Source organism: Streptomyces ambofaciens ATCC 23877 (genome assembly GCF_001267885.1).
GTDB classification, from domain to species: domain Bacteria; phylum Actinomycetota; class Actinomycetes; order Streptomycetales; family Streptomycetaceae; genus Streptomyces; species Streptomyces ambofaciens.
Window position 1 is genome coordinate 5,152,584 of the sequence record NZ_CP012382.1, and the last position, 20,133, is coordinate 5,172,716.

Sequence of the window (20,133 nt, forward strand, 5' to 3'; positions counted from 1 at the left end):
GCCTTTCGTCGTCCGCTGAGGGGAACGGGGCGCGGAGTCCCTCCCGTCCGGGGGAGGGACCCGGCTGGGCGACGGTTCAGGAGCCGACCGTCCGCCTGGCCTGCGACCAGCGCTCGTCCAGTTCGTCGAAGTAGCCGTCGAGCGTCCCGTCCACGGCGCCGCGCGCGATGTCGATCAGCTTCTGGCGGTAGTCGGGCTTGGCCAAGCCGATCTCGGAGGCGTTGTCGATGGCGTTGACCTCGGACGTCCGTGCCTCGGACCGCTCCACGATCTTGACATCGTTGTCTACGTATTCCTGAAGGGTGTCCGGCATCCCCTCGGACTTCAGGGCGGAGACCGCGCCCTCCTTCGCCGCGTAACCCGACTTCTCGGTGAACCAGTCGATCCAGGCCCGGGCCGCGCTCTTGTGGTCGGAGTGGACGTTCACGGCCTGCTGGTAGTCGGAGACCAGGGTGGCGCAGAACCTGCCGCCCTCCTGGGCCGGGACGGGCATGAAGCCGATGTCGTCGGGGTTCTCGCCGGCCTTCTCGGCCGCGTCCCGCATCTGGTTGATCGCCCAGGAGCCGAGCATCATGCTGCCCACCTCGCCCTTGGCCAGCAGGGTCTTCGAGCTCTCCCAGTTGGTGGTGGCCGGGTCCTTCTCCGAGAGCTTCTCGTGGACGATGTCGTGGAGCAGGGTGTCGAGCGCGTGGAGGTCCGTGCCCTCCTCCCAGGGCTTGTCCATCTCGGCCAGCTTGTCCGACGCCTGGCTGTCGCAGCTGACCGAGCCGACGCTGTTGGTCCAGGTGCCGCTGAGCGGCCAGCCGTCCTTGAAGTTGGTGTAGTACGGCGTGGCGCCGGTCTTCCGCTCGACGGCCCTGAGGTCGTCCAGGAACTGCCGCGTCGTGGTGGGCCACTCGGAGATACCGGCCTGCTTCCACAGCGCCTTGTTGTAGACGAAGCCGTTGGCGGTGCCGAAGGTGGCGATCCCGTAGGTCCTGCCGTCGACGTCGGTCTTGTCGGTGAAGCGGTACGTGCTCTTCATCGTCGAGGTGTCGCCGAGCGGCGCGAAGAACTTGGGGTAGTCGCCCTTGGCGATCACCCCGGGGATGAGCAGGACGTCGCCGTAGTCCTCGGTGTTCATGCGGATCTTCACCTCACCCTCGTAGTCGGTGAGGCCCTCGAAGCCGACCTTCACCTCGGGGTAGGTCTTGTTGAACTCGGCGGCGTACTTCTTCATCGTGCCGTCCTGGATCAGGTCGGTGCGATTGGTCAGGACGGTGATGTCCCCCGAGACGCCGTCCGGGTTGACCGGCGCGGCGGCTGTCTCGTCGGCGTTCGGGCTCCCGCCCCCGCTGCACCCCGCGACGGTCAGCATCGCGGTGGTGAGCAGAGCGACGCCCAGCGTCTTCTTCCCCATGTGCCCAGCTCCTTCCAGGGACTACGGCTCGGGCTCCGGTGGTTGTCGGCGACTATGGCAGGCAGGCGTGAACCGGTAAAGCTGAAGACTTGACCGCGATATCCAATCGTTACCTGTCCGAGGTGGTGGTGCGGGAAATCGGTTGTCGTAGCTGGGCGGTTACTGACGGACGAGCTGTCGGGAGAGGGCTAGACCGGTTCACTGGCGGAGGGTTAAGTTGAGCCGCACCGCACATGAATCCGGGCCCGTCCCGCCTAAGGAGCCGCACATGAAGGAAGTCGTCCAGCTCGCCGAGGGCTGGAGCCTCTGCCACAGCGACGGTCCGCTGCCCGCCCGGGTCCCCGGCTGTGTCCACACCGATCTGCTCGCCGCCGGTCTGATCCCGGACCCCTTCCTCGGCGCCAACGAGCCGGAGGTGGCCTGGGTCGGGCGGCGTTCCTGGAGCTACGTCCGGGATCTGGCCGCCTCCGACACCGCCGGGACGGGGCACGAGCGGACCGACCTCGTCTTCGACGGGCTGGACACGGCCGCGACCGTCACGCTGGACGGGCGGGAGCTCGGGCGCACCCGCAACATGCACCGCCGTCACCGCTTCGACGTCACCGGTCACCACGGGCGGCTGACGGTGGACTTCGCCTCCGCATACGACGAGGCCGCGTCGGTGCGAGCGCTGACGGGGGAGCGGCCCAACGTCTATCCCGAGCCGTTCCAGTACATCCGCAAGATGGCGTGCAGTTTCGGCTGGGACTGGGGCCCGACGCTGGTGACCGCCGGCATCTGGCGTCCGGTCCGGCTGGAGCGCTGGTCGACGGCGCGACTGGCCGGGGTGCGTCCGCTGGTGACCGTCCAGGACGGCACCGGGCGGGTCGAGGTGCGGGTCGAGGTCGAGCGCACCGCGCAGGGTGCGGCCCGTCGCCTCGCCGTGCGCGCCGCCGTCGCGGGCGCCGAGGCCCATGCCGCCGTCGACGGAACGCAGGCCGTGCTGACGCTCGACGTACCCGACGTCTCCCTGTGGTGGCCGCGCGGCTACGGCGCACAACCGCTCTACGAGCTGGAGGTCGAACTGACCGAGGGCGGTGCCGAGGGCGGGACCGCGGACGGGACCGCGAGCGGGGCCGGGAACGGGACGGGCTACGGGACCGCGAACGGCGCCGGGAACCGGACCACGGGCCGGCGGCTGGACTCCTGGCGCCGCCGGATCGGTTTCCGCAGCGTGGAACTCGACCGCTCCCCGGACGAGCACGGCACCGGGTTCACCCTGGTCGTCAACGGCGTACCCGTCTTCGCGCGCGGCGTGAACTGGATCCCCGACGACGTCTTCCCCTCCCGGATCACGCCCGAGCGCTACCGCACCCGGCTGCGTCAGACGGCCGACGCCGGAGTGGACCTGGTGCGGATCTGGGGCGGCGGCATCTACGAGGACGACGCCTTCTACGACGTCTGCGACGAGCTGGGCCTCATGGTCTGGCAGGACTTCCTCTTCGCCTGCGCCGCCTATCCCGAGGAGCAGCCGTTGCGCGGCGAGGTGGAGGCCGAGGCCCGGGACAACGTTGTCCGGCTGATGCCGCACCCGAGCCTCGTGCTGTGGAACGGCAACAACGAGAACCTGTGGGGCTTCAGGGACTGGGACTGGGAGCCCGCGCTCGCCGGTGACTCCTGGGGCGGCGGCTACTACCTGGACCTGCTGCCCCGCGTCGTCGCCGAGCTCGATCCGACCCGGCCCTACACCGCGGGCAGCCCCTGGTCCGGATCGTGGGACCACCACCCCAACGACCCGGCCCACGGGACGCACCACTCCTGGGAGGTCTGGAACCGCCGGGACTACGCCGAGTACCGCGACTCCGTCCCCCGCTTCGTGTCGGAGTTCGGCTGGCAGGCGCCGCCCGCCATGGCGACCCTGCGGCGCGCGCTGCCGGGGGAGCGGCTCGCCCCCGACTCGCCCGGCATGCTGCACCACCAGAAGGCCGAGGACGGCAACGGCAAACTGAACCGGGGCGTCGAACGCCACTTCGACCTGCCGACGGACGACTTCGACCGCTGGCACTACCTCACCCAGGTCGTCCAGGCCCGTGCCGTCGCCGCCGGCATCGAACACTGGCGTGCGCACTGGCCGGTCTGCGCGGGCACCGTCGTGTGGCAGATCAACGACTGCTGGCCGGTGAGCTCCTGGGCCGCCATCGACGGCGACGGCAGGCCCAAGCCCCTGTACCACGAGCTGCGCCGGGTCTACGCGGACCGGCTCCTCACGCTCCAGCCGGGCACCGACGGCCCGGTCCTCGCCGTCGTCAACCAGGCCGCGGAGCCGTGGCAGGCCCCGGTGACCCTGCGCAGGCTGCGGGCGGACGGTACCGAGGTGGCGCACCTGGTCGTCGACGTGACCGTCGCCCCCCGCTCGGTGCACCGGCAGGAGGTGCCGCGGGAACTGGCGCCGGACGAGCGGTCGGGCAAGGAACTCCTCGTCGCCGACTGCCGCGAGCTGCGGGCGCTGCATGTGCCGGTACCGGACAAGGACTTCGCGTATCCGGCCCCCCGCTACGACGTCGCCGTCGAGTCTCCGGTCGGTGGTGGTGCGGGTAGTGTCGAGGTCGTGGTGACAGCACACACTCTCGTACGTGACCTTCTCCTGCAGGCCGACCGGCTCGGCCCGGACGCGGTCTGCGACACCGGACTGCGCACCCTGCTTCCCGGAGAACGGGCCCGGCTGCGGGTCGTGGGCGCGACCGAGGCCGGCGCCAACGCCGTACGCGCCGCCCTGTACTGCGTGGCACCGGCGTGAGCGCACCCTCCGAGCGCGTCACCATCAAGGACGTGGCCGCCGCCGCGGGCGTGTCGAAGGGTGCCGTGTCGCTGGCGTTCAACCACAAGCCGGGCGTCTCGGAGGCCACCCGGGAGCGGATCTTCGCGGCGGCCCGGCAGCTGGGCTGGGCGCCCAACTCCTCGGCCCGCAGCCTGTCGCGCCAGTCGGTCGACACCGTCGGGCTGGCGATCTGCCGGCCGGCCCGGCTGCTCGGCCTGGAGCCGTTCTACATGGAGTTCGTCTCCGGCATCGAGAGCGTGCTGGCCGAGCGGGACTGCTCGCTGCTGCTACGGCTGGTCGACTCGCTGGAGGAGGAGATCGGTCTCCAGGAGCGCTGGTGGAGGGAGCGGCAGGTCGGGGGCTCGATCCTGGTCGACTTCCATCGGGAGGACCCGCGGGTCGAACCGCTGCGGCGACTCGGACTGCCCGCCGTCGCCGTCGGGCACCCTTCCCTGACCGGGGGTTTCCCCTCCGTATGGACCGACGACGCCGCCGCCGTCGCCGAGGCGGTGCGCTACCTGGCGGCGCTGGGCCACCGGCGCATCGCGCACGTGGGCGGCCCCCGCGGCCTGGGGCACAGCGCCATCCGGACGACCGCGTTCGAACAGACCATGGCCGAACTCGGCCTGCGGGGCGGCCTGCACGCGGAGACGGGTTTCTCGGGCGACGAGGGGGCACGCGCGACGCGCTCCCTGCTGCTCACCCCGGAACGGCCCACGGCGATCCTCTACGACAACGACATCATGGCGGTCGCCGGACTCGGTGTGGCGGCCGAGATGGGCATCTCGGTGCCGGACGACCTGTCGCTGCTGGCCTGGGACGACTCCCAGCTGTGCCGGCTGACCCATCCGACGCTGTCCGCGATGAGCCACGACGTGCACGGTTTCGGGGCGCAGGTCACGCGCGTGCTGTTCGAGGTGCTCGACGGCCGGCAGGTCGCCTCCCGGCCGGTGGCGACACCGTCCCTCGTACCGCGTGCCTCGACCGCGTCACCTCGTTCCTAGAGCGGGCACGCACGGGTGTGGAGCGGGGCGTCCGTCGCGCTCCACACCGGACATGTACCGGTTCACCGACCAGGAACGTAGAGCCGCGTTGGGCGGCTGTCAATGAGTCCCGCAGCGGCTTCATGGGCTGGTGAGCGCCCGTTCTGCGGCACGTGCACATGCTGGTCAGCGCGTTTAGCGGTTTAGTTCGGGAGGCCTCGGCGGGCCCGGTGAACGGATCGCGCCTCGACTATTGACATGAGCGGAACAGCCGGTGCCTCATGGTGGGGCGACGAGCCGTCCGCGGCCCGGCCCGGCCCGAGCCGTCGCGCACCGGAACCGGTTGCCCGGTGCTCACTCCGCTCCACCCCCGAGGCGCCCGCGAGGCGCACGTCAGGCGTGCCCGCGGTCGACCGACATCGTTGTCATCGGGCGCTCAGCGACATGAGGAGAGACATGCGAAAACCACGTAGAGCCCTGTTCTCGACGGCGGGGGCGGCGTTCGCCGCCGTCCTCGGCCTGGTGGTCTCGCTGGCCGGACCCACCACGGGCACGGCGGAGGCGGCACCCACCGGTATCCGCGTCAGCGGCGGCCGGGTGGTCGAGGCCGACGGGAGCGACTTCGTCATGCGCGGGGTCAACCACGCCCACGCGTGGTACCCCGACCGCACGGGTTCCCTCGCCGACATCGCGGCCGAGGGGGCCAACACCGTCCGCGTCGTGCTCAGCAGCGGCGACCGCTGGACCCGGACGAGTGCCGCCGAGGTCTCCTCCGTCATCGGCCGGTGCAAGGCAGCCAAGGTCATCTGCGTGCTGGAGGTGCACGACACCACCGGCTACGGGGAGGACGGCGCCGCGACCTCCCTGGACAGGGCGGCGAACTACTGGATCGGCGTGCGGAGCGCGTTGGAGGGCCAGGAGGACTACGTCGTCGTCAACATCGGCAACGAGCCGTTCGGCAACACCGGCTACAGCGCGTGGACCGGCGCGACGAAGGCGGCGATCGGCAAGCTGCGCGGTGCGGGCATCGACCACGCCCTGATGGTCGACGCCCCCAACTGGGGCCAGGACTGGTCCGGCACGATGAGGAACAACGCCGCGTCCGTCCTCGCCTCCGACCCCGACCGCAACACCATCTTCTCGATCCACATGTACGGGGTCTACGACACCGCCGCCGAGGTACGGGACTACCTGCACGCCTTCACCGACAACGGACTGCCCATCGTGGTGGGCGAGTTCGGTGACCGGCACAGCGACGGCAACCCCGACGAGGACGCCATCATGGCCACCGCGCGGACCCTGGGCGTCGGCTACATCGGCTGGTCGTGGAGCGGCAACGGCAGCGGCGTCGAGTACCTCGACATGGTCAACGGCTTCGACGCGAACTCACTGACCGGCTGGGGCAACCGCATCCTCAACGGCAGCGACGGCATCGCCGCCACGTCCAGGACCGCCCGCGTCTACGGCGGCGGGGGCGGCACGGGCGGCGGCACCGCGCCCAACGGATACCCGTACTGCGTGGACGGCGGCTCGTCCGACCCGGACGGGGACGGCTGGGGCTGGGAGAACAACCGCTCCTGCGTCGTCCGCGGCAGCGCCGCCGACCGCTGACGCCGCTCGCCCGTCCACGGGGCTGTCCGGCCGTCCTCCCGCCCACGGGGAGGCGGGAGGACGGCCCCCTGGCGCGTCGCCCGCCCGGTGTCACCGGCCCCTCGTGCCGTCGATCAGTTCCCGCAGGATGTTCGCGTGGCCGGCAGTTCGACACGTCGCTGCCGCACGGGCTGGGCGGCGCCGACGGAGGCGCGGTCGAACGTCTCGTACTCTTCGGCCTGCAAGGGGTGCGTGCGCACGTGCGCGGCGGCTGAGCGGCGGGGCCGGGGGGCCGGTTCCCGGCGGCCGGGAGGGAGTGCGGTACGGGATGGGGCGCGGTGAGCGGGAGGCGGTCGCGCGCGGGGCGCGGCTGCGGGAGGCGGCGCGGTCGCTGGCGGAGGACCACGAGCGGGCCGTCGCGGCGGTCCGGGCGGCGCTGAAGCCGCTCCACGACGCGGCGGTGGCGCAGGCCCTGGACACCATCCCGGTGGCCCGGTTGCAGGACGTCACCGGCGGGCGGCTGCGACTGGGGGCGGTCGAGAAGAGCGGTCTCGACACGGTCCGGGCCGTACTCGACGCCGGTCCCTACCGGCTGCGGCAGATCCCCGGCGTCGGGCAGCGGACCGTGGACCAGATCGTCGCCGCCGCACGGCAGCTGGCGGAGGCCGCCGAGGAGAGCGCCGCCGTGCACCTGGACGTGGACCGGCCCGAGCCGCGCACGACCGCGCTGGTCGGGGCGCTGCACGTGCTGGTCGGGGCGGGCCCGCAGGCGCGGCGCGCGGTCGACGCGGCGGCGGGGCTGACCCGGCGGCTCGACCCGCTGCTGGCCGACGCCCGGCCGGCCGCCGGACGGATCGGGTTGCTGCTGGCCGGACGGGAGAGGAAGAACCGCGCGCTGGAGGCCGTCGCGGCGATCCGGTCCCTCACCGAGGAGGCGGACCGGGAAGGCACTTACGAACTGCTCGCGCAGGCGTCGGTCGACCTGCTGCGCGGACCGCCGGGCGACCTCGCGGCCTGGACCGACTTCGAGCTCCGCTCCGCCGAGTACTACGGCCTGCTCGGCGAGATAGCCGGACGCGCTCCCGACACGGCCGCCGCCGAGGGCTTCCTGCCCGACGAGATCGCCGAGCGGGTGCGGGGCCTGCGGCTCGACGACTCCCACCGCCGGGTGTCGCTGCGCGGGTACCAGGCGTTCGGCGCGCGGTTCGCCCTGGCGCGGCGCCGGGTGATCCTCGGGGACGAGATGGGCCTCGGCAAGACCATCCAGGCCATCGCGGCGCTGGCCCACCTGGCCGCGGGCGGCCGGACCCACTTCATGGTCGTGTGCCCGGCGAGCGTCCTGGTCAACTGGACGCGGGAGATCGACTCCCGCAGCACGCTGCGCGCCCTGCCCCTGCACGGCCCGGACCGGCAGGACGCGTTCGCCGACTGGCGGGAGCGGGGCGGGGTCGCCGTGACCACCTTCGAAGCCCTGCGGGGTTTCCCGGCCTCGGCCGCGGACGAGCTCGGGATGCTGGTCGTCGACGAGGCGCACTCCGTGAAGAACCCGCAGGCCCTGCGGTCGCAGGCGGTCGACCGGTGGGCCGGGCGGTGCGAGCACGTCCTGCTCATGACGGGTACGCCGATGGAGAACCGGGTGGCCGAGTTCCGCAACCTGGTCAGGATGCTCGACGCCGATGTGGCGGACCGTCTGGAGGACGGCGCGGGGCTGGCCGGCTCGGTGGCCTTCCGCAAGGCGGTCGCACCCGTCTACCTGCGCCGCAACCAGGCGGACGTCCTGACCGAACTGCCCAGTCTCCAGCACACGGACGAGTGGGAGGAGCTGAGCGCGGCCGACCAGGACGCCTACCGGGAGGCCGTGCGGGACGGCAACTTCATGGCGATGCGCAGGGCGGCGTACGCGCGCCCGGAGAAGTCCGCCAAGCTCGGCCGGCTCCGGGAGATCGTCCGGGAGGCCGGGGAGAACGGGCTCAAGGTCATCGTCTTCTCCCACTTCCGCGACGTCCTGGACGCGGTGCGGGCGGCCCTCGCCGCCGAGGCTCCCGACTCCGCCGACGCCTCCGCTGCCGCATCGGCCACGGCCCCCGGCACCGGCACGGGCACCGCCCCCGATGCCGACACCGCCTCCGCCCCCGATACCGACGCCGAAGCCGTCACTGCCACTGTCCCCACCCCCACCCCCACCCCCGCCTCCGGCGAACCCGCCCCGTCCGCCCCTCCCGGCCCGCACGGGCCCGTGTTCGGTCCGCTCACCGGCTCCGTGCCGCCCGCCCGACGGCAACTGCTCGTCGACGAGTTCACCGCCGTGTCCGGCCCGGCGGTACTGCTGGCGCAGATCCAGGCGGCGGGGGTCGGGCTCAACCTCCAGGCCGCGTCCGTGGTGATCATCTGCGAGCCCCAGATCAAGCCCACCATCGAGCACCAGGCGGTCGCCCGGGCCCACCGCATGGGCCAGGTCAGGCCGGTCCGTGTGCACCGGCTCCTCGCCACCGGCGGGGTCGACGAACGGATGGTGCGGATGCTGGAGAGGAAGGCCCGACTCTTCGACGCCTATGCCCGGCGCAGCGAGGTGGCCGAGGCGACGCCGGACGCCGTGGACGTGTCGGACACGGATCTGGCGCGGCGGATCGTCGAGGAGGAGCAGGCCCGGCTCGGCGTGGGTGACGGGCAGCCGGCCCCGGCGCCCTGAGGGGCCGTCACCCCCGCTCGACGACCCGCCGGCACGCGTCCACGTACCCCCGCACCAGCGCCCGTCCCTCGTCCTCCCGGCGCCGGGCGAGGGCGTAGCGGCTGGGCGACAGCCCGCGGACGGGCCGGGTGGTCACACCGCCCAGGGTGATCAGCGGGGCGTTGCCCGCCGCCACGAGGCAGACGCCGAGGCCGGCGACGAGCGCCTCGTAGGTCTCCTCGGTGCCGGCGATCTCCGCGCCGACGCGCACTGGGCGGGCGGCGTCCCCGCCCAGTGCGCGCCGTTCCTCCAGCGCCAGCCAGAAGTCGCGCAGGACGCCCGCCTCCGGCGGCAGGGCGAGGAACGGTTCGCCGGTCAGCTCGGCGAAGTCGACCTCGGGACGGGCGGCGAGGGGGTGGGTGTCCGGGAGGGCGACCAGCCGGGGTTCCTCGGCGATCACGGTCCAGGCGTAGCGGTCGGCGTCGGGCAGCGGCAGCCACACGTAGGCGACGTCGGCCGTGCCGTCGGCCAGGCCGGCGGTCGGGTCCTCCCAGCTCATCTGCCGCAGCCGTACGTGCGCGTCCGGGTGGGCCGCCGTGAAGCGGGAGCGGATCGCCGGCAGCAGTCCGCCGCGACCGGGGCTGGTGCTCATGCCGACCACCAGGGTGCCGCGCCGCGCGGCCCGGGCCGCCTCCACCGCGGCCGCCCCCTCGGCCCAGCCGGCCAGCACCCGCCGGGCGTGCGGCAGCAGCGCGGTGCCCGCCTCGGTGAGCGTCACCCCCCGCGGCTCGCGCCGGAACAGCTCCGTCCGCAACTGCCGCTCCAGTGCGCGGATCTGCTTGCTGAGCGCGGGCTGGGACACGTAGAGGCGCTCGGCCGCCCGGGTGAAGTGCAGTTCCTCGGCCACGGTCACGAAGTAGCGCAGCTCCCGCACATGTACGTCCGTCGTCATGCCCGTTGGCTATCACCGCGGGTCTTGGACGGGCAACAGGCTTGTGGCGCACAGTGGTTGGCAGTTGCAGGGTACGAGTGACGAGGGAGTCGGCATGAACAAGGTGTGGCTGATCACCGGTGCGAGCAGCGGGTTCGGGCGGGCGATCGCCGAGGCGGCCCTGGCCGACGGCGACGTGGTCGTCGGCGCGGCCCGGCGGCCCGGCGGCCTCGACGACCTGGTGGCCGCCCACCCGGACCAGATGGAGGCGCTGCGCCTGGACGTCGCCGACACGGCCGCCGCCGGGGACGCCGTACGGGACGTGGTGGCGCGGCACGGACGGATCGACGTCCTGGTCAACAACGCGGGCCGCACGCACGTCGGTGCCTTCGAGGAGACGAGCGAGGAAGAGCTGCGCGCCCTCTTCGAGGTGCACGTCTTCGGGCCGGCCGCGCTGACGCGGGCGGTGCTGCCGCACATGAGGGAGCGTCGCTCGGGCGCGATCGTGCAGATGAGCAGCATGGGCGGGCAGATGTCCGTGGCGGGCTTCTCGGCGTACAGCGGCACGAAGTTCGCGCTGGAGGGGATGTCCGAGGGGCTCGCGGACGAGGTGCGCGAGTTCGGCATCAAGGTCCTGATCGTCGAGCCGGGCGCCTTCCGTACCGGCCTGTTCGCGGCCGGCAGCGCCGGCGTCAGCGCCGACAGCGGCCTGTACGCCAAGGTCGGCGAGACCCGCGGGTTCGTCTCCGGCGGCGACGGGAGCCAGCCCGGCGACCCCGCCAAGGCGGCGGCGCTGATCCTCGACGCCCTGGCGGCCGAGCGCACCCCGCTGCGCCTGCCGCTCGGCGACGACGGCGTCGGCGCCGTGCTCGGCCACCTCGACCAGGTCCGCGAGGACGTCGAGGCCTGGGAGAAGCGCGCCCGGGCCACCGCCTTCGACAGCTGACCGACCGGTCAGGAGGCGGAGTCCGGAAGCGGTCCGCTCAAACGGCATGGGGCCCCGCACATCCGTGCGGGGCTCTTGTGCAATTCCTCTGGAAGCCTCAATCTTTCGGCTGACGCACCAAAGCCGCCTCGCAATTGGCATGACCATGACCAATCGGTCGCCGGGGGCGGCCTGCTCGGCGTGCACGAACCCCACCACGCACCACCGACTGAGGAGGACCCCTCACATGGCAGTGCTGCGTCACCACCCCCACCGCACCACCCGGCGAAGACTGGCCGCCGCCGGCGCCGTGGCCACCGCGGCCCTCGCCGCGAGCCTCGTCACCGCGCTCCCCGCGGGCGCCGCCCCGGCCGCCGCGGAGGGCCGCATCCAGTACCAGGACGCGGCGAACGCGGTCGCCGGCAGCTACATCGTGACCCTGAAGGCGGACGAGGCCAGGTCCGGTTCCGCCGAGGGCCGCGCCCTGGCGAAGAAGTACGGCGCCGACATCGAGCGCACCTACACCAAGGCCCTCAACGGCTACGCGGTCGAGGCCTCCGAGGCGGAGGCCAAGCGACTCGCGGCCGACCCGGCCGTCGCCTCCGTCGTCCAGGACCGCACCTTCCACATCACGGGCACCCAGCCCAGCCCGCCCTCCTGGGGCCTGGACCGCATCGACCAGCGCAACCTCCCGCTGAACGGCTCGTACACCTACCCGGACAGCGCCGGGCAGGGCGTGACGGCCTACGTCATCGACACGGGCGTGCGCATCACCCACTCCGACTTCGGCGGCCGCGCCTCCAACGGCTACGACGCCATCGACAACGACAACACCGCCCAGGACGGCCACGGCCACGGCACCCACGTCGCCGGCACCGTCGCGGGCACCGCGTACGGCGTGGCCAAGAAGGCCAAGGTCGTCGGCGTCCGGGTGCTCGACAACTCCGGCTCCGGCACCACCGCCCAGGTCGTCGCCGGCATCGACTGGGTGGCCCGCAACGCCGTCAAGCCGGCCGTCGCCAACATGTCCCTGGGCGGCGGCGCGGACAGCGCCCTCGACACGGCCGTCCGCAACGCCGTCGCCTCCGGCGTCACCTTCGTCGTCGCGGCCGGCAACGAGTCCACCAACGCCTCCACCAAGTCCCCGGCCCGGGTGACGGAGGCGATCACGGTCGGCGCCACCACGTCGAGCGACGCCCGCGCGAGCTACTCCAACTACGGCGCGGTGCTGGACGTCTTCGCGCCCGGCTCGTCCATCACCTCGGCCTGGAACAGCGGCGACTCGGCCACCAACACCATATCCGGCACGTCCATGGCGAGCCCGCACGTCGCCGGGGCCGCCGCCCTCCACCTGGCGGACAACCCCGCGGCCACCCCCGTCCAGGTCGCCTCCGCACTGACGTCCGCCGCCACCACCGGCGTCGTCACCAACCCCGGCACCGGTTCGCCCAACCGGCTGCTGTACGTCGGCGACGGCGGCACCACGCCCCCGCCCACCGGCGACCGCTTCGAGAACACCGGTGACTACACCGTCCGGGACAACGCCACCGTCGAGTCCCCGGTGACCGTCTCCGGAGTCACGGGCAACGCGCCGTCGTCCCTGGCCGTCGAGGTGAAGATCGTCCACAGCTACATCGGCGACCTCCAGGTCCAGCTGGTCGCCCCGGACGGCACCGCGTACACCCTGAAGTCGTACGGCACCGGCGGCAGTGCCGACAACATCGACACCACGTACACCGTGAACGCCTCCTCCGAGACCGCGAACGGCACGTGGAAGCTGCGGGTCAGCGACAACGCGTCGTTCGACACCGGGCGCATCGACGCCTGGGCCCTGCAGTTCTGACGCCCCCTCAGTAGCACCCTCGTCCTCGCGGTACGGCTCCGGGTCGGTGACCCGGCCCGCCGCGAGGACGAGGCGCGTGTGCCGGTGCGCGGCGAGCGGGCCGAAGGGCCGGTCGACGGCGGCCCGGACGGTCGTCCGCGGCCGGCGCGGTGCGGGCACCCGTGCCCCCGACGGAGGCGGCCCGGCGTGCCGTGAGCCCGTTCACCGCTCCGACCGCCGCGCTCGTGACCCGCATGCCGTCCCCGTCCTCCGCGCGCTTACCATGCGCTCAGTGATCGGCCGGCCACCTCGCGGGCGGCCCGGCACGCCAGCCCCGCGGCGCCTTCGCGTCACCGCCCGAAACAGGAGCACGGCCCACGTGTCCATACCGCCGCCGCCCGGCCCCCAGGGGCCCTGGCCCCCGGGGCAGTACCCGCAGCCGCAGCAGTACCCCCAGGGACCCCACCCGCAGCCGCAGTACCCGGGCGGCGCCTGGGGGCAGCCCTACATGGCGTACCCCCGGCAGCCGCCCGTCAGCGGCCTCGCCGTCGCCGCGTTCGTGCTCGGCGTCCTGTGCTTCGTGCCCGGCGTGGGGCTCGTGCTGGGCCTGATCGCGCTGGGCCGGATCAGGAGGCGGGGCGAGCGGGGCAAGGGCTTCGCGGTGGCCGGTTCCGTACTGTCCTGCGTGGGTCTGGCCCTGTGGGCGGCGTCGCTCACCACGGGCGCCGCGGGCGACTTCTGGGACGGCTTCCGGGAGGCCGCGCGGGGCGAGGGCACCGCTTACGCGCTCGAGGAGGGACAGTGCTTCACCACGCCCAGCGGTTCCCTTCAGGGAGTCACGTACGACGTCGAGCGGGTGCCCTGCCAGGAGGAGCACGACGGCGAGGTGTTCGCCTCCTTCGACCTGCCGGGAGGTGCCTTCCCCGGTGACGAGGACCTCACCCGCACGGCCGACGAGCGGTGCTACACCCTCCAGGACACCTACGCCATGGACCGGTGGGCCCTGCCCGCCGACGTCGACGTCTACTACCTGACCCCGACCGCCGAGAGCTGGCGCACGGGCGACCGGGAGATCACCTGCCTGTTCGGCAACACCGACGAGCGGGGCACGCTGACCGGTTCGCTGCGCAACGACGGAACCGGCCTCGACCCGGACCAGCACACCTACCTGGTGGCCGAGGGCTTCCTCAACCGGGCCATGGACGGGATCCCCGCGGCGGAGGCCGTCGAGGACGACCTGGCGGGATACAGGTTCTGGGCCGGACGGGTGGCGGAGGCCCTCACCCAGGAGACCTCGACCCTCCGCGGGCACGGCTGGTCCGCCGGTGCCGAGGAGCCGGTCGCCGGCCTGGTCCGCGACCTGGAGGCGGCGCGGGAGGAATGGGTCCTGGCGTCCGAGGCCACCGACGCCGACACGTACTACGAGCACCTCGACAAGGCCTACGGGCTCATCGAGTCCGACACCACGGTCACCGCCCGCAAGGCTCTGGCCCTGGACGCCACGCCGCCCGTCTACGAGGAGGAGGGCGGCGGCGGGGGAGAGAGCCCCGGAAAGGAGGTGTGACGGCCGCCATAGCGGGGAGAAAGTGCCTGCGTGAAGCCCTCCGCACACACAAGTCATCACATCGAGTGATTCTCTGGCCTTTGCTTGCCTGGGCGAACCCACGGTTGCCACGCTGTTGCTGTCTGTACAACCTGATGGGAGCGGCCAGTGACATTCGGTGAGCAGCCGGCGTATCTGCGTGTCGCGGGTGATCTCCGCAAGAAGATCGCCGACGGCCTGCTGCCGCCCCACACCCGCCTCCCCTCCCAGGCCCGGATCCGCGAGGAGTACGGCGTCTCGGACACCGTCGCCCTGGAGGCGCGCAAGGTGCTGATGGCCGAAGGCCTGGTCGAGGGGCGTTCCGGTTCCGGGACGTACGTGCGCGAGGTGCCGGTGCCGCGGCGCGTCGCCCGCTCCGGGTTCCGCCCGGCCGGCGGTGCCACCCCCTTCCGGCAGGAGCAGGCCGACGGAGAGGCGCGCGGTACGTGGGAGTCGCGCAGCGAGCAGGCCGAGGCGAGCGGCGCCGTCGCCGAGCGGCTCGGGATCAAGCCCGGCGACCGGGTGATGTGCACGCGGTACGTCTTCCGGGAGGCGGGCGAGGCCATGATGCTCTCCACCTCCTGGGAGCCGCTGGACCTCACCGGCCGGACGCCGGTGATGCTGCCCGAGGAGGGGCCGCTGGGCGGTATGGGCGTCGTCGAGCGGATGGCCGCCATCGACGTCGTCGTGGACAACGTCACCGAGGAGGTCGGCGCCCGCCCCGGCCTCGCGGAGGAGCTGCTCGCCCTGGGCGGCGTCCCGGGGCACGTCGTCCTCGTCGTCCAGCGCACGTTCTACGCCTCCGGCCGCGCGGTGGAGACGGCCGACGTGGTCGTCCCGGCCGACCGGTACCGGGTGGCGTACCACCTGCCCGTCAAGTAGCGGCGCCGCCGGGGGAGTTCGCGCGCGTGCCGGGAGTGTGAGATGGCGCACGCCTCCCGTGCGCCTCCCGCGCCCCTTCTCCTGGTCCGCGCCGATCCCCGAGCCCCCGCGTCGCCCGTGCGTGGCGCCGGGATCCGGTCGTTCCCGCAGGTCGCCCCTGCCCTCTTCGGTATGCCTCCGACGGGGGCCGGCAGGCGCGGGGCGGCGCGTTCCGTATCGTGCGCCCCCTGCGTTCTGGCTGGTTGCGTACCTCTTTGTGCAAAGCCGTATTCGCTGCGTGAAGGTTAGGCGTAGGGTCGGGCATATGCGGAACGGGGTTTCGTTGGCGGGCGGGGCGCGGTGCGTGCCGTGGACGGGAAGTGGAGGGACGCGATGAACGACGGCACGGTCACTCTTCCCTGGCTGGTCTTCCGGCAGGACGGCAACGGCAACCGCTACCGGGTGGGCCGGTACGCGACCCGGGCCGAGGCCCAGAAGATCGCGGACACCCTCGACGACCGCGGACACGAACAGCTCTACTGGGTCGAGAAGCTCGGCGTGAACGGCGCGGGCGCGGCCGACTGACCGCGCCGGGGCACAGGCCGCCCGCGGGACGCGCCGTAGGCTCCGGCGTATGACGGAACGCACGGAACGGATCGTGGTGGGCGCCGCCCTCGTCGACGACGGACGTCTGCTGGCCGCACGCCGCAGCGCGCCGGCCGAGCTGGCCGGACGGTGGGAGCTGCCCGGTGGAAAGGTGGAGGCGGGCGAGACGCCGGAGGCGGCCCTCGTGCGCGAACTGCGTGAGGAACTGGGCGTGACGGCCGAGCCCGGTGAGCGGGTTCCGGGCCAGTGGCCCCTCCGTCCCCCTCTCGTCCTGCAGGTGTGGACGGCGCGGCTGCTTCCCGGTTCCGCCGCCCCGGAGCCCCTGGAGGACCACGACGACCTCCGCTGGCTCACCCCCGCCGAGGTCTGGGACGTGCCCTGGCTCGACCAGGACGTACCGGCCGTCGAGCGGGCGCTCGCGCACCTGGGGCTGGCGGCCACCGACGCGCGGGGTGCGTGAACGGGCCCGGTCGAGCGCCTCCCGCGCCGGCGGTGCCACAGCGCGCCCTCCTGAGCGGTACCGGGGCCCGAATACCGGGTATGTGCCCATTAACCCCGTGAAATCGGACATGGGTGCGGAGGCGGGTGCCGGCCGAGGAAGTGATCGGCGTGAGGGACAGCGACGGCGGATGTGCCGAATGGGTCTTCCCCGCGGCACCGGACGCCGTACGGACCGCTCGCGCCCTCGTCCGCCGCACGCTGCACGGCTGGGGTCTGGACAGCGCGGGCGACATCGCCGCCCTGCTGGTCAGCGAGCTGGTCACCAACGCGCTCCGGCACGCCACCGGACCCATCGGCGTCCGCCTGGAGCACCGTCCCGCCGGATCGGTCGGCGTCCTGCTGGTGGAGGTCTCCGACCCGCTTCCGGACCTGCCCCGCAAGCGCGTCGCCCACCCCGGGGACGAGGACGGCCGGGGCCTGCAACTGGTGGCCTCCTCCGCCCGGCGCTGGGGAACCCGGCCCGGCGAGGTGGGCAAGACGGTGTGGTTCGAACTCGCGGTTCCCGAGGAGCGGGGAACCGGGTGACGCGGCGTTTCCCGGACGGGCCGACGGCAGTTGTCGAACTGCGTGATTCGATGTCGTGTCCGCTGGTTAGAAGACTGGAAGTGTTGTCACGGTCCGGACCGAAAAGCATCGGGACCGTGCTGTGATCGTGAACACCGTGTCGTGCGGCGCCGTAGTGCTGGATACTGCGGGCAGCCGCCCCCGGTGACCGGTGCCGGACGCGGTGAGCTGGAGGGGACGGTTCGCGTGAGCGAGATACCAGCGAGGGCCACGGAGTCCGAGGGCCCGTCGGACGGTGCGCCGTTCGGTGACGCGGTGTGGCAGAGCAGCCCGCCCGGCTCCATCTACGACTACATCAAGGTCGCCTCCTTCTCCATCGGCCCCGACGGGCTCGTCGACCAGTGGAGCCTGCGCGCGGAGCAACTGCTCGGCATCCCGGCCGAGCACGCCGTGGGCACCGACCCCATCGAGGCCTTCATCGACCCCGACCTGCGGGAGCGGGGCCAGCGCAAGATGGCCGAGATCCTCGACGGGCGGGAGTGGACCGGCGTGGTCCCCTTCCGGGCGCCGGACACCGGTACCGAGGGCGAGCGACGGGGCCGGCGCGGCCTCGCCGAGGTGTACGTCATGCCGACGCGGACCGAGGACGGTGAGAAGGCGGCCGTCTGCATCGTCGTCGACGTCCGCGTCCTGCGCAGCATCGAGACCGACCTCGCCGCCTCGCAGGCCATATTCGGCCAGTCTCCGTTCGGCTTCCTGCTGATCGACCCCGACCTACGGGTGCGCCGTGCCAACCAGCGGTTCGCCTCCGTCTTCGGCGGAACGCCCGACGAGCACCGGGGCAAGGGCGTCCACGACTACCTGCCGCGCGCCGAGGCCGAGCGGGTCTCGGCGACGCTGCGCCGGGTGCTGGAGACGGGCGACTCCATCACCGACATGCACGTCACCGGCTTCTCGCCGGGGTCCGACGAACGGCGGCACTGGTCCGTCAACCTGTACCGCGTGCACAGCGGTTCCGGCCGGCCCATCGGCGTCGCCTGGCTGGGAACCGACATCACCGCCCGGCGCGAGGCCGCCCGCGAGGCCGCCGCGGCCCGGCGCAACCTCGCCCTCCTCAACGAGGCGGGCGCCCGCATCGGCAACTCCCTCGACCTGGAGACCACCGCCCGCGAACTGCTCGACGTCGTCGTCCCCGGCTTCTGCGACCTGGCCACCGTCGACCTCTACCAGGGCCTGCTGGCCGGTGACGAGACCCCGCCCGGCCTCGCCGACGGCGGCGGGGAGCTGCGCCGCGTGGCCTTCTCCAGCGCCGTCTCCGACGCCCCGTTCCAGGGCGCCGGCGAACGGGTCAGGCTCGGCGCCGTCCACCACTACCCCTTCACCTCGCCCTGCGCGGACGCGCTGCGCACGGCCCGCCCGCGCATCGTCCCCGCCGAGGACGGCAGCCTCGTGCAGTCCACGCTGGCCGTGCCGATGGTCGCCCACGACACCGTGGTGGGGCTGGCGCAGTTCGCCCGGACCAAGGGCAGCGAGCCCTTCGGGGACCGCGACCGCGACCTGGCCGTGGAACTGGCCGCGCGCGCCGCCGTCTGCATCGACAACGCCCGCCTCTACCGGCGCGAGCACGAGCGCGCGCTGATACTGCAACGCTCCCTGCTCCCGCCCGGCGACCCGGAGGCGTCCGGCCTCGACATCGCCTGCCGCTACCTGCCCGGCAACGCCGCGACCGGCCGGCCCAGCGAGGTGGGCGGCGACTGGTTCGACGTCATCGAACTCCCCGGGCACCGCACCGCGTTGGTCGTCGGCGACGTCATGGGCCGGGGACTGCGCGCCGCCGTCGCGATGGGTGAACTCCGCACCGCCGTCCGTACCCTGGCCCAGCTCGACCTCGAACCGGCCGAGGTGCTCTCCCAGCTCGACGAGATCGCGCGCGGCCTCGGCGCCCCGGGCGGCGTCCAGCAGGCGACCCGGGCCGCCCGCCGCCCCCGCGAGGCCGACCTCTCCGAGGTGTACCTGGCGACCTGCGTCTACGCCGTCTACGACTCGGTGACCCGGCGCTGCACCTTCGCCAACGCGGGCCACCTGCCGCCCGTCCTGGTCGAGCCCGGCGAGTCCGCGCTGATGCTCGACGTGCCGCCGGGCCTGCCGCTCGGCGTCGGCGGGGAGCCCTTCGAGGAGGTGGAGGTGGAACTGCCCGAGGGCGCCCTGCTCGCGCTCTACACGGACGGCCTGGTCGAAAGCCGCGACCACCCCCTCGACGAGGGCCTCCAGGCCTTCGTGGGGGCCCTCACCGACCCCACGCTCCCGCTGGAGGACGTCTGCGACCAGGTCCTCAACACCCTCGGCAGCCACCACGGCGAGGACGACATCGCCCTGCTCATGGCCCGCGTCCAGGGCCTGCCCAGCGAGTCCGTCGGCGACTGGACCCTGCCGCGCGAGCCGCGCAGCGTCGGCCGGGCCCGTGAGTACGCCCGGGCCCAGCTGCTCGCCTGGGACCTGGAGCCCCTGGTCGACACGACGGAACTGCTCGTCAGCGAGCTGGTCACCAACGCCCTGAGGTACGGGGAGGGCGAGATCAGACTCCGCCTGCTCCTCGACCGCACCCTGGTCTGCGAGGTCTGGGACTCCGGTCTGGTCCAGCCCCGCAGGCGCCGTGCCCGCGACACCGACGAGGGCGGCCGGGGCCTGCAACTGGTCGGTCTGCTCAGCGCGGCCTGGGGCTCCCGCCGTACGCCGCGCGGCAAGACGGTGTGGTTCGAACTGCCCCTGCCGGGCGGGGACACCCGGCTGACCGATCCGGCGGAGGCCTTGCTGAGCCTGTTCTGACCCGGCCGGGTGTCGTACGCGTCCGGGCCCGCCGGGTACGGCGCACGCGTCCGCAGCCGGCCAGGAGCAGGGCCGCCCCGGCCGTGACCAGGGGCGGCACGAGGTCGGCGGAGATCACCGCGGTACGCCCCCCACCGC

14 protein-coding genes and 1 pseudogene are annotated in these 20,133 nt (G+C 73.1%); 13 read left to right on the plus strand and 2 right to left on the minus strand.

What is annotated here, in order from left to right; translation table 11 throughout:
* Positions 1-76: 76 nt before the first annotated feature.
* On the minus strand, positions 77-1,399 hold the full coding sequence (locus tag SAM23877_RS23105; RefSeq protein ID WP_053136528.1) for an ABC transporter substrate-binding protein: 1,323 nt from the start codon (positions 1,397-1,399) through the stop codon (positions 77-79).
* A 268-nt stretch (positions 1,400-1,667) separates the two neighbouring features.
* On the opposite strand from SAM23877_RS23105, the gene SAM23877_RS23110 reads away from it, so the two are divergent.
* From SAM23877_RS23110 to SAM23877_RS23125, 5 genes and pseudogenes are all read left to right on the plus strand, one after another.
* Positions 1,668-4,175 carry a glycoside hydrolase family 2 protein gene (locus SAM23877_RS23110; protein WP_053136531.1) on the plus strand — a complete coding sequence of 836 codons (2,508 nt, stop codon included), beginning with the start codon at positions 1,668-1,670 and terminating at the stop codon, positions 4,173-4,175.
* Positions 4,172-5,200, plus strand: coding sequence for a LacI family DNA-binding transcriptional regulator (locus tag SAM23877_RS23115; protein ID WP_053136533.1), 1,029 nt, complete (start codon positions 4,172-4,174; stop codon positions 5,198-5,200). Before SAM23877_RS23110 ends, SAM23877_RS23115 begins: the two co-directional genes overlap by 4 nt.
* A gap of 435 nt (positions 5,201-5,635) precedes the next feature.
* Positions 5,636-6,790, plus strand: coding sequence for a cellulase family glycosylhydrolase (locus tag SAM23877_RS23120; protein WP_053136536.1), 1,155 nt, complete (start codon positions 5,636-5,638; stop codon positions 6,788-6,790).
* Between the two features lie 143 nt (positions 6,791-6,933).
* Positions 6,934-7,044: pseudogene (locus SAM23877_RS41370) on the plus strand (XRE family transcriptional regulator); the annotation flags it as partial.
* A gap of 53 nt (positions 7,045-7,097) precedes the next feature.
* Positions 7,098-9,458 carry a DEAD/DEAH box helicase gene (locus SAM23877_RS23125; RefSeq protein ID WP_053136539.1) on the plus strand — a complete coding sequence of 787 codons (2,361 nt, stop codon included), beginning with the start codon at positions 7,098-7,100 and terminating at the stop codon, positions 9,456-9,458.
* 7 nt (positions 9,459-9,465) lie between these two features.
* On the opposite strand, the gene SAM23877_RS23130 is transcribed toward SAM23877_RS23125, so the two are convergent.
* Positions 9,466-10,389 carry a LysR family transcriptional regulator gene (locus tag SAM23877_RS23130; protein WP_053136541.1) on the minus strand — a complete coding sequence of 308 codons (924 nt, stop codon included), beginning with the start codon at positions 10,387-10,389 and terminating at the stop codon, positions 9,466-9,468.
* 94 nt (positions 10,390-10,483) lie between these two features.
* On the opposite strand from SAM23877_RS23130, the gene SAM23877_RS23135 reads away from it, so the two are divergent.
* The 8 genes from SAM23877_RS23135 to SAM23877_RS23170 all read left to right on the plus strand — a co-directional run bounded on the left by SAM23877_RS23135 (position 10,484) and on the right by SAM23877_RS23170 (position 19,995).
* The gene (locus tag SAM23877_RS23135) at positions 10,484-11,314 is read left to right on the plus strand and encodes an oxidoreductase (protein ID WP_053136544.1); all 831 of its coding nucleotides are present in this window, start codon (positions 10,484-10,486) and stop codon (positions 11,312-11,314) included.
* A 226-nt stretch (positions 11,315-11,540) separates the two neighbouring features.
* Positions 11,541-13,136: a S8 family peptidase gene (locus SAM23877_RS23140; RefSeq protein ID WP_053136547.1), complete on the plus strand. Its 1,596-nt coding sequence runs from the start codon at positions 11,541-11,543 to the stop codon at positions 13,134-13,136.
* A gap of 358 nt (positions 13,137-13,494) precedes the next feature.
* Positions 13,495-14,679 carry a DUF4190 domain-containing protein gene (locus SAM23877_RS23145; protein ID WP_053136550.1) on the plus strand — a complete coding sequence of 395 codons (1,185 nt, stop codon included), beginning with the start codon at positions 13,495-13,497 and terminating at the stop codon, positions 14,677-14,679.
* 147 nt (positions 14,680-14,826) lie between these two features.
* Entirely contained in the window at positions 14,827-15,579 is a 753-nt protein-coding gene (locus SAM23877_RS23150) for a GntR family transcriptional regulator (protein ID WP_053136553.1), read from the plus strand.
* 372 nt (positions 15,580-15,951) lie between these two features.
* On the plus strand, positions 15,952-16,143 hold the full coding sequence (locus tag SAM23877_RS23155; RefSeq protein ID WP_053136556.1) for an SPOR domain-containing protein: 192 nt from the start codon (positions 15,952-15,954) through the stop codon (positions 16,141-16,143).
* A 49-nt stretch (positions 16,144-16,192) separates the two neighbouring features.
* The gene (locus SAM23877_RS23160; protein ID WP_053136559.1) at positions 16,193-16,624 is read left to right on the plus strand and encodes a (deoxy)nucleoside triphosphate pyrophosphohydrolase; all 432 of its coding nucleotides are present in this window, start codon (positions 16,193-16,195) and stop codon (positions 16,622-16,624) included.
* A 140-nt stretch (positions 16,625-16,764) separates the two neighbouring features.
* Positions 16,765-17,190: an ATP-binding protein gene (locus tag SAM23877_RS23165; RefSeq protein ID WP_053142784.1), complete on the plus strand. Its 426-nt coding sequence runs from the start codon at positions 16,765-16,767 to the stop codon at positions 17,188-17,190.
* Positions 17,191-17,415: 225 nt separating this feature from the next.
* Positions 17,416-19,995 carry a SpoIIE family protein phosphatase gene (locus tag SAM23877_RS23170; protein WP_053136562.1) on the plus strand — a complete coding sequence of 860 codons (2,580 nt, stop codon included), beginning with the start codon at positions 17,416-17,418 and terminating at the stop codon, positions 19,993-19,995.
* Positions 19,996-20,133: the final 138 nt, after the last annotated feature.